This window comes from Mesorhizobium sp. M0938, assembly GCF_040319125.1.
GTDB classification, from domain to species: domain Bacteria; phylum Pseudomonadota; class Alphaproteobacteria; order Rhizobiales; family Rhizobiaceae; genus Mesorhizobium; species Mesorhizobium robiniae.
Genome location: NZ_JAMYNS010000016.1, coordinates 66,654 through 79,571 on the forward strand (window position 1 = coordinate 66,654; position 12,918 = coordinate 79,571).

The 12,918-nt window shown below is 58.7% G+C and carries 10 protein-coding genes; 5 read left to right on the top strand and 5 right to left on the bottom strand.

Features of this window, described 5'->3' with window-relative positions; genetic code table 11:
- Window positions 1-299 precede the first annotated feature (299 nt).
- The 3 genes from NKH73_RS24740 to NKH73_RS24750 all read right to left on the bottom strand — a co-directional run bounded on the left by NKH73_RS24740 (window position 300) and on the right by NKH73_RS24750 (window position 3,211).
- Window positions 300-776 (bottom strand): hypothetical protein, encoded by a 477-nt coding sequence (locus tag NKH73_RS24740; RefSeq protein WP_352441445.1) that lies wholly within the window; start codon window positions 774-776, stop codon window positions 300-302.
- 241 nt (window positions 777-1,017) lie between these two features.
- Entirely contained in the window at window positions 1,018-2,340 is a 1,323-nt protein-coding gene (locus NKH73_RS24745) for an AbiJ-related protein (RefSeq protein WP_352441444.1), read from the bottom strand.
- A complete protein-coding gene (locus NKH73_RS24750) occupies window positions 2,330-3,211 on the bottom strand; it encodes a hypothetical protein (protein WP_352936997.1) in 882 nt (293 codons plus the stop codon). The genes NKH73_RS24745 and NKH73_RS24750 overlap by 11 nt, the downstream gene beginning before the upstream one ends.
- Before the next feature lie 678 nt (window positions 3,212-3,889).
- On the opposite strand from NKH73_RS24750, the gene NKH73_RS24755 reads away from it, so the two are divergent.
- From NKH73_RS24755 to NKH73_RS24775, 5 genes are all read left to right on the top strand, one after another.
- Window positions 3,890-4,108, top strand: coding sequence for a KTSC domain-containing protein (locus NKH73_RS24755; RefSeq protein WP_352937056.1), 219 nt, complete (start codon window positions 3,890-3,892; stop codon window positions 4,106-4,108).
- A 52-nt stretch (window positions 4,109-4,160) separates the two neighbouring features.
- Complete coding sequence (locus NKH73_RS24760; RefSeq protein WP_352581817.1) at window positions 4,161-4,550, top strand: FCD domain-containing protein; 390 nt, start codon at window positions 4,161-4,163, stop codon at window positions 4,548-4,550.
- Window positions 4,551-4,706: 156 nt separating this feature from the next.
- Window positions 4,707-5,288 (top strand): hypothetical protein, encoded by a 582-nt coding sequence (locus NKH73_RS24765; protein WP_352936998.1) that lies wholly within the window; start codon window positions 4,707-4,709, stop codon window positions 5,286-5,288.
- Window positions 5,289-6,481: 1,193 nt separating this feature from the next.
- On the top strand, window positions 6,482-9,016 hold the full coding sequence (locus NKH73_RS24770; protein ID WP_352936999.1) for a P-loop NTPase fold protein: 2,535 nt from the start codon (window positions 6,482-6,484) through the stop codon (window positions 9,014-9,016).
- Window positions 9,017-9,318: 302 nt separating this feature from the next.
- The gene (locus NKH73_RS24775; protein WP_023736267.1) at window positions 9,319-9,549 is read left to right on the top strand and encodes a hypothetical protein; all 231 of its coding nucleotides are present in this window, start codon (window positions 9,319-9,321) and stop codon (window positions 9,547-9,549) included.
- Window positions 9,550-9,833: 284 nt separating this feature from the next.
- Here NKH73_RS24775 and NKH73_RS24780 read toward each other — a convergent pair whose 3' ends face one another.
- The gene (locus tag NKH73_RS24780; protein ID WP_352441440.1) at window positions 9,834-11,147 is read right to left on the bottom strand and encodes an HlyD family type I secretion periplasmic adaptor subunit; all 1,314 of its coding nucleotides are present in this window, start codon (window positions 11,145-11,147) and stop codon (window positions 9,834-9,836) included.
- Window positions 11,122-12,897: a type I secretion system permease/ATPase gene (locus NKH73_RS24785; RefSeq protein ID WP_352937057.1), complete on the bottom strand. Its 1,776-nt coding sequence runs from the start codon at window positions 12,895-12,897 to the stop codon at window positions 11,122-11,124. The genes NKH73_RS24780 and NKH73_RS24785 overlap by 26 nt, the downstream gene beginning before the upstream one ends.
- Window positions 12,898-12,918 lie beyond the last annotated feature (21 nt).

Sequence of the window (12,918 nt, forward strand, 5' to 3'; positions counted from 1 at the left end):
GCGGACGGCGACCCGACCGGTGAAGCGCTATCAACATCGAGCCGCGATCCTGTCTCGTCATCGGTTCGCTGGCCGAATTCAATTTGATCGTGGGACGAATCTCCCGAAGTTTCGCTCATTCGAGCTTCACCGGCGCCACACCAATCGCCCAGAAATTGTCACGTTCGATGAGTTGTTGGAGCGCGCGAGGTTCATCGTGGAACATGGTCCAGAGCAGATGGATCAAGGTTGATTGTCAACAGGGATGCTGCGTGTAGTGCAGGCCTCCGCTCACCGCGCTTGACTACCCATAATCCGACCTACCCGTGGTCGCCTGCTGACGCGCAACTTTTGGCTGTTAGAAGCCGACACGCCAGCTCAGGCCCACCCCATCGCGTTGCGAATGTCTCGGATACTTCAAACCAGCTGCCGTCATTGCCTGCACCATGGTTCTCGCCCATGCAGGAACATTCGCAATCGTGCCCAGTTGCGTTGAGGCAAGCAGGGGAACATTTCTCCTGCTCGCGGTACGGCTGAATAATGTAAACGCTGCGGTAGCGTACAAGCGCGCGATCGACGAAATCATTTAGCCAGGCTTTCGGCAAGTCCCAGCAACGCAGCTCCTCGATCCATTCCGGGCGATGCCGGCGTTCATTGCGCAGCCACTTGCGATTGCCTTCTCCGTAGGGCAACCGCACCCGTAATTTCTCGCCCTTACCGATGCGTCGCAAGATGACCGGGATGGCTTCTTGATTCCACACCCGCTTCAGCTGCGCGTCGTCTAACAAAAGGTCCATGTCATCTTTCCCCGAGCGGCCGTTATAGTACGCGTTCGTTGTGCCGCAAGCGAGGTCGCGCTGGCTGGCCTTGCGCCTTGCAGGAACGCGATGCGGTCGTCGAGCGCTGGCCTCGCGAGGAGGTCGCGCCGACCTATGGCCGCGTGAGGGCCGATCCAAGCTGCGGCATCGCTGCCGCTGACGCGCTCGCGGACCATGTGAAACCGCGCGAAGTCATCCTTTTGCCCGAGACCCGACACCCTCATTGCCGAATGCGGTGCAGCCGAAAAAGCTTCTCGAAGAAATCCGTGATCCTCGCCTCGGCACCGCTACCGACCAGTTCATTCGCGCCGAACCGGTAGACCTCATATCCTGCAAGGCGCAGTTCACGGTCAGCCGACACCATGTCGGCATAGACATTCAATGATGGGAGGTCGTTTTCCGAGAAATGGTGCTTGCCATCGACCTCGATCACGATGCGTTGACGGTTGCGAAGTAACATAAGGAAGTCCATGCGCTGACGCGGCAGAGGCAGTCGATGACGCAGGGTCTTCACCACTGCAGGGTCATAGTGAAGATAGACTTGCGGCAGGAGTGCGGGCAACTCCTCGCCGAGGGCGGAGCGATAGGACTTGAAGTAGGTCGCGAAAAGCTTGCGTTCCGCGTCCGAGGCCAGCGATTCCTGAAGGCGCGCCCCGAGTTTTGCGGCATCTGCTCCCGGCGCAACCTCGCCCCACCAGGCGACGAGCTCCGACCACAGAAGTCCGCTCGCGCCGATCGGCCGGTCGTAAACAAGGCAGCTCTCTTCGCCGGACAGTATGACGATGTCGTTGTTGATCGCATCCGCGAAGCCGATCTCCGGCTTTGGTCCCCGCGAGGCAAAGATCAGGTTCTTCGGCCTGCCACCGACCCCGCGCACAACAGAGCGAAAACTGAAGAGCGGATGACCGGAGATTTCGCCATCCTGGGCCAGCTCATATCCATCCCGCGAAAGGACCTTGTTCAGGGCAGCGACCGTCTTCGCCTGCTCATCGCCAGATCGGGAAAGGGGGTGAACAGCCTGTTCGAGCAAAGCGCCGAACCTGGCCCTTGAACAATCGAAGGCCCCGATCTTTCCAAAAAGGTCTTCCACCGACCAGTCGCCGGGATGTTGATCCATGTGCCGGATGATCTGGTCGCGCAAGCTCGGGCCCTTGCTTCCGAAGAAGGCTTCAAATGGAGAGGAAAGCGGGAAGTAGACCTCGATCACTTCAACGGTGCTGCGCTCGCCAGCGAGATCGTCGCCGAGGATCCGCGCAACGTCTCGCCGTGTGATCTGCGTCAACGGCGGCTCGGCCGCCTCGAGCACCTTGCGGCCCGCTTCATCGAGCGGGATGTCATCGCGGGCCGCAGCGAATTTGAGCGCCAGCTGAGCCAACTCTTCCTGCGTGAGCTTCTCGAGCGCAGCTTCGACACGCTGCCGCTTCGAGTAGCCCTCCGGAGCTGGCACGACCAGCCCGGCGATCCGTTCCGGCTCTTCGCTCAATTGCGTGTGGCCCATCCCGTGCAGAAGCCCGAAGACAAGCCCGTAGAGGTCATCCGCCACGCCCCGTCCCCTTCAGGATAACGCGCACGAATGCAAACATCCGCGTAAACAGGTAATCGACATGATCCGGAGAGATCAGCACCTCCTGCGTCGTCTCGGAATGACGAATGCGGAAGCTGTTCCCGATCGTCGTCAGCTCGGCAGCCTCCCGGCCAAGAGCGTTCCGGAACCCAGAGTCCTGAGTGGCGACGCGGTCCAGCAGCGCATCGGCCTGGGCGCGCTTATTGGCGCCGGGTTCCAGCGTCTTCAGCCGTTCAAAAGCATCCCACAGCTTCTCCAGCGCGTCCTGCCGGTCCTCGGGCTTTGGCGAGAGAAACCGTTGCCGAGCGGCTTCGAGCAGCCGGTCGGTTTCCGCATCGCCCGTCTGAAACATCGCCCAACCGAGCGCATTGGCGATCGGCTGGGGGAGGAGGCGGCGAGCCTGCCCGATCGGTGTTAGCTCATAAGCGACCGCGTTGCGACGAAACAGGAGATTCACGTCCGCCACAAATCGCGTGAGGCCAGCATCGCGGTTCCAGCTCAAGTAATGGTGGCCGAAGTAGGAGTGATAACTGCCCTTGATCGGTTCGCCCACGGCGCTGGCGCAAAACTCGAGCAGATCGAGGATCACCGGCGTATCGGGCACTTCGTTTGCGGAGAGCGGCCACAGAATCCACGGCACCTCGGCGCCCAGCACCCGGCTGAAGGCCTGAGCATCACATCCGTACGGACCGTTGCCGTCGGGACACTGTTCCGGAAAGCGCAGGCCAAACGAGCCGTCGCCGATCCTCGTCTGGATCAAGCTGTAAAGGCCAGCCCACAGACGCGCATCAATAACGTAAATGGTTGCGGGACGTGCTCCGTATTCCCGATCGGTAAAATAGGTCGACACCCTTTCCCCCATCATCGCTTCTCAGCACGGTTCTCCTCCTGGCAATGTCTGCGCATCGCTTGATCGGCGTCTCGAAGGCTCCGCGTGGTCCAGCAGCAGGCCGCTCCCCACCTCAGGAGGAAATTGCGAGGCGGTATTGTTAATTAACAGCAGTTGGAGTCAGCAGATCATTACGCTCTGCTCTCGATCTACAAAGGATGCGCATGTTTCACAAGCGGACAGGAAGCGCGGCGCGTGATGAAAGGCTTCAGCTTTGAATTCCAACCGGCCACCCGTAGAGAAACAGCGGCGTTGAGCATTAACGGGCCTGCCCGAACGGCTGATTTTCCCCAAAGGCTGTCGTCGATAGATCGATGGGGTCGCCTGCCGACGGGCATCTATCGGCTGGGCACGTCCTATAACCGGACAGTCCACTTGCGGCCCCAATCATACCGCCCCCACGGCCAGGGCATGGCATGCTGGACGGAAAGTCACTCTCGTTTGCCTCCAGCCGATTGCGATGTTGCCACTGTTTGGCTCTCGGTTCGGTGCTCGTGCAAATTTGCAGCGGCTATTTTCGCTCTGTTTCCTGACGGACGTCGTCGACCACCACGACTGATTGGTCAGTTCTCGTGCGCAACCAACCCCTCCGCCGCTCGTTGGTTCGTTGCTTTGCGAGAATCTCCCCTTGGCCGTTCAATGCCGTCGACCTCGATACGCAAGTTCGACTATGACCGTAACAACAGGGTACTCTCGGTTTGGTTTGTCGCCAGCGGGAAGCACTACGAGTTCTCGGACGTACCGCCTGAGATCTTTACCGCGTTCAAATCTGCCTTCGCCAAAGGCCGTTATTTCAACGAGCACATCCGCAATCACTTCCGGCACCGCTTAGTCGGACCTGAGAGTTTCAAGGATTAGGGGCTTCTCGCCGCTGCGCGAGGCGCTAAATCGCCTGCAGGCCGAGCGGCTGGTGACGGCGGAATCGCTGCGCGGTTTTCGCGTGGTGCCACTCTCTCTCGACGAGTTGCGCGATGCTATGTCGGTGCGCATGATGGTCGAGACGCAGGCGCTGCGCGCTGCGATCCGCAATGACGACGATGCCTGGGCGACGGGGATCGTCTCGTCGCTCTACGCCCTCAACGTCCAGGCTGGACGCACCGGACCTGAGGCTGACATCTGGACTCTCGAGGCGAGGCATTACGCGTTCCACCGCGCCCTGTTGGCGGCGTGCAAATTGCCGTGGACGTTGGAATTCGCTTCGACCGCCTCCACGCGGCGACGGAGCGCTACCGCATCCCGATCCTTTTGGCCGCCTCGCACCCGGCCGGCCGCGACGTGCAAGCCGAACACAGCGCCCTAAGAAGAACTGGCTTAATCTTCTCGACGTGATTTCAAACCCCAGCGCATCCAGCACAAACTGTATCGATCGGAGCAAAGGCGGCGCCGCCTTTATCCAGTGATGGCTTACCGTGGTTGCCGCCTCTGGCGCATCTGCAAACGGATGAAGGGGCGTGTGGTGAGCAATACGGTGTCCTCTCGATCGACTGACAATGCAGACCTCGATAGGCTCGAAGGCGAGGCCCGTTTGGCCGAAGCTAGAGCCAAGTTGCTCACGGCGGAACATGTAACGCAGGATGGCAACAAAAAGACATGGTGGAAGGATGGGCAACTCAACCTGTTAATCATTGGTGGTATCGTGACGATCATGGGCAATCTCGGGGTTGCCGCCTACAACGGTTATGAAACGCGCTCTGAAGATAGATTGAAGGCCGTTAACGATCTCGACTTGCAGCGTGAAACGGCAAAGTCAGACCTGCTGTTAAGTGCCATGCGGACCAACGATTCGAAGGCGGCGCAACAGAACAACCTGTTTTTTATTGATTCTGGACTTATTGCAGACCCGGGCGACAAATTGAAAAAAGCAGTCACGAAGTACTTTCCGGTTTTGCCTGCCCCCAGCGGTGCTGTGCCATCCTTCCTCGACCCTTCTGACTACGCGCAAGCCTTCTGGCAGGTTTCCCTAGACGCCAGCCAGATGTCCATGATCGACAACGAAGCCAACAAGATCACGGCCGGGCGCCAGCATTCGAAACCGTAGCCAAAGCAACCCATGCCCCTTGGTACGTCGTGGGCGTTGTATGGATGTTGGAGACCGGAGGCGATTTCAGCACTCACCTTCACAACGGCGATCCGCTCACGGCCCAAACAGTTCATGTCCCCGCCGGACGACCGCTCCAGGGGCAGCCTCCGTTTACGTGGGAGGCAAGCGCGATCGACGCGATCAAGCTTTACAAATTGGACAACGCTGACACGCTCGACCTAGGCGACATGCTAGATCGGCTCGAGGGATACAATGGCTATGGCTACCGTCGCCATCAGGTGTCGTCGCCGTTCCTTTGGGCTTTCACGAGTGGCTACGCTGGTGGATCGTACGTGGCAGACGGCGTCTTTGCGTCAGATGTGAAATGGGCAAGACCGGGAGCCGTTGCCTTGCTGCGCCGTCTCCAGGATCGCAGAGCGATTAACTTGAAGGGGACAAACTAGACTGGCTAGCTGCTTCGCGCCGCTTATCCACACCGACATCAGCTTCGCGAGACAGTGTATTGGGCCTGTTGTCCTATTTGCATAGGGGCTGATTGAAATTGGCGGGTGGGATTACCGGCGTATGCGTGTTGTAGAGCCGGACTGACGAGATGGAAGAAGAAGCAAGGATGACGACCGGCCAGATTTGCATCGATGGAAACCACTCCCGTGGTGCTCATCAATCACCTTGCATGTTGCGCTGACATTGGGCCGCGCGGCCGACCTGTTTCAGGACAACGCCTGACGAGCAGGTATCGGTCTAGCCATCTTTCAGAATTTCGCCCCGATGGGACCTCTATGGTACCGAGGATCATCAGAAACGCAGATGCGGCACCCGATCGAAGTAGCAAGCCGAATATTACCCGAAAAAGCCTAAGCGAACGCGGATACCATGCTTTAAGAAAATTTGACTTGTGCATGACCCGTCGCTGTCAAATCGAGCAATTGCTGTTATCAGAGTGTAGGCTAGGAAGATCGCGATCGGGGGAGGCGATGCCAACTGTAATTGTACCCGGCGCCAGCACTGAGGTTCGAACTCGGGTAGAGTCCCTCTTGGCCTCCCTCTTTGAGCAGGCATTAGGAATTGAGAGTCTAATCCTCAGCCCGATATGCGCCCACGTCCTGCTCGAATGCGCGAGGTATTTGCCGGAGAAGGTCAGAGAACGCGAAATACTTTCCACGTCGACTGTATTTTTGACAACCCTCCTTATGGCCCGCAGGCTTGCCACTACTGTTTCTGACGATGCCGAACGGTTGAGCGACGAGTTCGATCAATTACGCCGTTGGGGCGAGCTCGTTCGGGGGGGCTTCTCCAGTCGCCTCGACGCCGCGGCCGAGAGTTTCTTTCAAAAAATCCCTGTACCGGACATTGAGTTGTTCAGGGGGATCGCGCCGGCAACTAGCCTCGTGGGCGTCCGCCTTGGTCCCGGGTTGACACATGTCTTCCAGGCCTGCGGCAGCAAGCGAGAAGTAAGGCTAACGGATATCGTCCTGCGAAGTCTCGATGACCCGGAAGCTCGCCTGCCGACGCGTATCGAAGAATGGCAGTTGGGTGCCCTGGTGAGGGGGATGAAGGGAGTCGCGAAGACTAAGGCGGGGCGCATCCCAAGGATGGTCAGGGAGGCAGATGACAAAGAGTTGTCGCTTTTCGTTCAAGATTACGCAGAAGCTCTGGCAACAATCCTGCGCAGCGCTGAGGACGAATTCACTTTTGCCCTCTTTGGGCCATGGGGCAGCGGAAAGACCACGCTCACGCGGCTGCTGAAGCCTTTGCTAGAATCCCCGGAAGACTTCGTCACACAGACTGGAGCACCCCAACAACCGTTTGCTAAGCTGCGCTACGAGGTCGTAGGCCACAATGCCTGGAAGTACCGTCAGGCGCCTGAAGCATGGGTGTACCTCTACAAGAGCCTCGTCGAGCGTGCGGGGGCCAGCCTGCGCAGTTTCGATAGGATGGCTCTGGCGGCCAGAGCGTCCCATTTTCGCTATGGGCCATGGCCGCTCGTCGGCGCGCTGATGTCGCTCGCCCTATTGGCGATCCCTCTCAGCGCAACTTTGCAACTCGCAGCTGTACTGGGAGCCCTGATCGGGACAGGCGCGCTCGCTCACATGGCCGTAATCGCTCCCAAGGTGCAAACCAAGGTCAGAGCCATTTTCGCGAAGAACGCCAGGCTGAGCACTGGGCCGGAGCGGCTCGGTATGCTGGCACTGGTCGGGGAGGACGTGAAAGCGTTGCTGTCGGCTTGGACGAAGAAACCGCCCGACGTTCCGTCGGAGGGTGACGGAAGGAGCGAGTTTCCATCGACCAACGGGCAGAGGCGGTCCGTGCGGACCACGCTGGTGTTCCCCCTACTGATATTGGCAGCCGTGGCAATTGGCTGGGCCTACGGTCTGTGCACATCGCCCCAGCCCCGAGAGGGTGGCTTTCTCATCCGGAGCCTTGAGGCGATCGCCCAAATCCTCGACGGCGGCGTTGGCGAAGGATTGCATAATGAAACCGTGGGGCCCAAAAGCGCGCACAACCAGAAATCCGAAGAGCGTGCGGCAACCAATCCGGAAAACTGGATACTCTTGGCCTGGATTGGACTTGTCTTGGTCACCATCCTGGGCCCCTGGTGGATTTCCGCGCCCGGACCAGACCGTGTGCTGTTGATCGTCGACGACCTAGACCGATGCAGCCCAGACGACATGCTGACTGTAATTGAGAACATGAAATTGTTGGTCGACGACCCGGTTCTCAGGAACAGATTGCAAGTGCTGATGCTGGTCGACGAACGGGTTCTGGCGTTTGCTATTGCCAAGCACTACACGGACATGATCGACGAACGCGCCGCCGACATTGTCGGAGCTAGTGCCGCTAACGCCAGGCTGATTGCGAAGCAAGAGATCGTTGCCGAGCAGAACGAAAAGCTGTTTGCCTGCCACGTCCGCTTCCCGGCGCTGAGTGATCGCGACGTAGCGGCCTTAGCCGTGAAGCTTTCCTCGCGCGAGCTTGAGGAAAGCGAAGAGCAGGAAAAGCAGGACGCGGAAGGGCGGCGAATTGACGAGCTGCAAAGGGCGGAAAGGGTTCTGCAAAATGCGGTAGCCGCCAAAGCCAGTGCGAAGTCGACCATCGAACTTGTGCGTGAAGGGCAGAAACGACCATTTGTCGATATCGATGCACCATCCTCAAAGCCGGTGCCAAAGCACTTGCGGGATATGGGATTGGCGGATGCCTTCTTTCCCCCATCGGAGCAAGAAAAGACCGTCAGGATGCGACAGAACGCAGCGGCCGAGGAGTTTAACCGCAAGCTCGAAGCCCTGTCGGCTGAAGAGCGACTTGCCCAGAACCCAGACGTGATCAAGCGCTACGATCAGACCGTCGCGATGGAGGAGCAGGCCCGAGCGGACCTGGAACGGGTTCGGAAACGATCGGCTCAGGCCGAAACCATTCAGGCAGACGCGCCGACGTTTCCCTTCAACGAGGGCGATGTCCGCTTCACAAAGGATGAGGTCGGCGAGCTGGGGCAACTTGTGCCAGGCTACTTCCGAGCGATCAACAGGCGCCCGTCACCACGTGCTATCCGCAACCTGCTCTTCAAGATCCAGCTCTTCCGTTTGTTGCTGCAGGTCCGCACGCCGAATCTGCCATTGGAAAGTCTCTCGATTGTTAGCATCTTGGACGCGTTCAAGCAGGCGGCGCAGATCGAGCCGACGGCAACGCAAGACGAAGAGACCGTCTCGATCGCGAGCCAGGTAATCTAATGCGACAATACCGCAGATCCCGTGCTCGCGGCCGTGCCTCCCGCCACTAACGACCCATCAGCCGAACCGGACGGCTTGCGCTTCCGTGCCCGTGCTGCGGCGGACGCATGATCATCATCGCGATGTTCGAACGGGGAGGCAGTTGCTCAGACCGCCACACCATTTTGTGATGCGATCTTTCAAAGAACGGCAAGTTGAAGCGCCATAGCCGACGCCTCCCGCGAGATTCTGACCTTCCTATGCATTGCACCCACAGGTGAAGAGACCGTCGAGATGGATCTTTCGTTCAGAAGAAAACTGCCATGCGAACCACCGAACGTGATCGACCGCCTTCCGGCTGGTTTGTGGTCGACGTGATGCGCCGCGAAGCCCGGAAGTGGGACTGGACGGCGCTTATGACCGATACGCATCCTGATGACGATCTAGAAGCTCGGATCTTTGCGAAGCAGTGCTGGGTCCGCATTCCCGGCAAGCACCGAAACCGAGATGAGGCTTGGGATATGTTCGAGGCGATGTCAGCCACGCGGCACTGACTGACTTTCATTCCGCAGAAGAGAAACGAACAGCCCGCTGCCGCTGGTGGCGGTGTTTCATGTCGCCTTTCATGTCGCGCACCATTAAAAACCGTTGAAAACCAAGGATACTCAGTTGCAACATGAAACGCGGACATTTCTGCATTTGAGGATACGTTAAGATGCTAAATTCACTACAGAAAGAAGTTGTGACCAGAGGCAAATGAGGAAATATGTCTGTGCCTTCAGGTGTTACCACTCTCAAAGAAACCAAGAAATACAACAATATATTTCTGTGGCTTATTTCATTCCTCCCGGAATGTCCGACTGATTTGGTCCGACAGCGGCTTCACAAAATAGGAAAGCGCCGTACGCTCGCCCGTCTGGACCATCGCTTCGGCCGGCATGCCGGGCACGAGCGTCAGGTCCTTGAGCTTCGTCAGTTCCGCATGCGGAACCGATAGACGCACCAGGTAATACGAAATGCCGTTTTTTTCGTCCGTCGCCAGATCGGCTGCGATCCGGCTGACATATCCGTTCAATTCCGGCGTGGTTCTCAGATTGAAGGCTGACATCCGCAGCACGGCCTTGTGACCAAGCTGGATTTGGTCGATGTCCTTCGGGGTGATCCGTACTTCCAGCGCAAGATCGTCGCCTTTCGGCACGATTAGCATGATCGGATCGGCGGGCGTAATCACTCCGCCGACCGTATGAACTGCGAGTTGTTGAATGGTGCCTGACTGCGGCGCGACGATATCGATCCGTCGCAGTTCCTGTTCAGCCGCCACCTTGCGCTCACCATACTCCCCGATCTGCGCCTGAACCTCTCTGAGCTCCTGGCCGACTTCGGTCTTGAAATCCTGATCGATCTGCGGGATCTGCAGGCGCGTTTCGGCTATGCGGGCTGCTGTCTGTGCCTGATGTGCGATCTTCTCACCGCGTTCACCACCGAAAGTGGCAACCTGGATCTTCAGGCTGTTCAACCGTTGGTCCGAGACAATGCCTTGGTCGCGCAGCCCACTCAGAACAGCAATTTCCTTTAGGAGAACCTCGATCCTTTTTTCACAGGCAATTTCCTGCGCCTCGAATCCTTCGATCTCGTGGTGATATTGAGTAATGTGTTCCGCCAGTTGCGCCTGCTTTCCGTCGCGGGATTGTCTGCGGAATTCGAACAGCAGCGTCTCGCTATGTATTGCCGAAGCTACGTCCGGAACATCTCTTCGGGCGAGCAGCCAGTCCGGGAAGGCGATCTCCGCGAGATCGTCACGTTCAGCATCGAGTCTTGCCTGGTAGGCGGCGAGCTCATCGAGCCGCTTGGTGACTATGGCGAGATTGGCGCGCGTCTGGGTGGCATCGAGCCGCATGAGGATGTCGCCGGCTTTCACTTTATCGCCTTCGCGCACCAGGATTTCTCCCACCACCCCGCCGGTCGGGTGCTGCACCTTCTTGACATAGGAATCGACGACAAAGTGTCCGGACGCGACAACCGCACCGGAGAGATTCGTGAAGGCCGCCCAGGCTCCGGCTCCTCCCACAAAGATTACGCTCGCCAGAAGGCCCGCCACCAGGTGGCGGCGAATGGAGCTGGAAACGTCATTGTTCTGATGAATGCCGGACACCGGGATCCTCCATGTCAGCGCGCTCTCCCACGTGATCCTGTGTAGATTCGATGGCCTTGACGCCAGCGCCTCGTGCCATCGCTGTCCCCTTCAGGACTTTGGAAAGCGCTTCATCACGCGCACCGAATGCTCGCTGCCGTCCACCTTCCATCACCAACACCAAATCCACGGCGCGGATGGCGCTGGGCCGATGGGCGACGACAACCGCAATGCCCTTGCGCTCGCGCACGGAGGCGATCGCCTTAATGACCGCAGCCTCGCCTTCCGAATCGAGATTGGCATTGGGTTCATCCAGCACAACAAGGAAAGGGTCTCGATAAAGAGCACGGGCAAGACCGATACGCTGGCGCTGCCCGGCGGAAAGTGCCGATCCGGCGTCACCGATCCGAGTTTCGTAGCCGTGCTCAAATCGGAGGATCAGTTCGTGCGTGCCCGCTGCTTTCGCCGCGGCGACAATAGCCTCAGGGTCAGGATTATCTTCAAAACGAGCGATGTTTTCGGCAATGGTGCCGTCGAACAGTTCAACACCTTGCGGCAGATAGCCGATATGACGGCCTAGTGCTTCCCGGTCCCATTGATCGAGGCTTGCGCTGTCGATGCGAACTTTTCCGGCGACCGGCGCCCATGCGCCGACGATGGCGCGCGAGAGTGTCGACTTGCCCGAGCCCGATGCACCGATGATCCCGAGTGCGCTTCCCGCCTGAATGGCAAACGCAAGGCCGGTCACGGTCGGCTTCCTTGCGCCGGGCGGAACGATTGTCACGCCTTCGAGGCGCAGTTCGCGTTCAGGTGCAGGCATTGGCATAACGGCAGCGGATTCAGGAACCTTTTCCAGGAGTTCCTCCAGCCGCGCCCAACCCTGGCGCGCCATGAGGAAAGGTTTCCAGCTTGAAATGGCCAGATCGACCGGAGCCAGCGCGCGCCCCATCATGATCGAACTGGCAATCATAACCCCGGCCGTAGCCTCCTGTCTGATGACAAGGTACGCGCCGACGGCAAGAATGGCCGATTGCAGCAGCACGCGCAGCGATTTTGAAATGGCACCCAGCCCACCTGCCACGTCCCCAGCTTTCCGGTTGGCGGCCAGAAACTTGGCATTGGCCTTTTGCCATCGGGCAGCGATCCGCTTTCCAAGACCGAGAGCTTGCACGACCTCGGCATTGCAACGCGCTGCTTGCAGCAGACCATTGCGTGCCATGTTGTGGGAAACGGTATCGCTTATCGGCCGTTGCGAGAGAGTGTTGGCAAGGAGTGTCAGAGATGTGAGGCCGACCGCCCCGATAAGTGCCGTCATGCCGATCCAGAAATGAAGGAGGAAGCAAATGCCAAGATAAAGCAGCATCCATGGCAGATCGAAGAACGCTGTCGGACCGTTTCCACCTAAGAAGCCGCGAACATTGTCGAGATCGCGAAGCGGCTGTAAGCCGTCGCCCGGCATGCGCGTTGAAAGCGGAAGGCGAACGATCGCATTGTGAACGCGTCCGGAAAACTCTCCATCGAAACGCTCGCCAATCCGCAGCAGCACGCGGGCGCGCAAAATGTCGAGCAGGCATTGGAACGCATAAAGCCCCGCAGCAAGCACGACGAGCCCCACCAGCGTCGATACGCTGCCACTTGCCAGAACGCGGTCATAGACTTGAAGCATGAACAGCGGCGAGATCAGCGCAAGCACGTTGACCACGCCGCTGATCAACAGAATTCCCCAAATAGCGGAAGTCAGAGGGAAAGGTCTCAAAGCTGAATCCTTCAAGGAATGGTTACTCACGTAGGT

Excerpts from the sequence above, each read along its gene's own strand:
- NKH73_RS24740 (WP_352441445.1), bottom strand. The coding sequence starts at position 776 with ATGGACCTTTTGTTAGACGACGCGCAGCTGAAGCGGGTGTGGAATCAA.
- NKH73_RS24755 (WP_352937056.1), top strand. The coding sequence starts at position 3,890 with ATGCCGTCGACCTCGATACGCAAGTTCGACTATGACCGTAACAACAGG.
- NKH73_RS24770 (WP_352936999.1), top strand. The coding sequence starts at position 6,482 with ATGGCCCGCAGGCTTGCCACTACTGTTTCTGACGATGCCGAACGGTTG.
- NKH73_RS24775 (WP_023736267.1), top strand. The coding sequence starts at position 9,319 with ATGCGAACCACCGAACGTGATCGACCGCCTTCCGGCTGGTTTGTGGTC.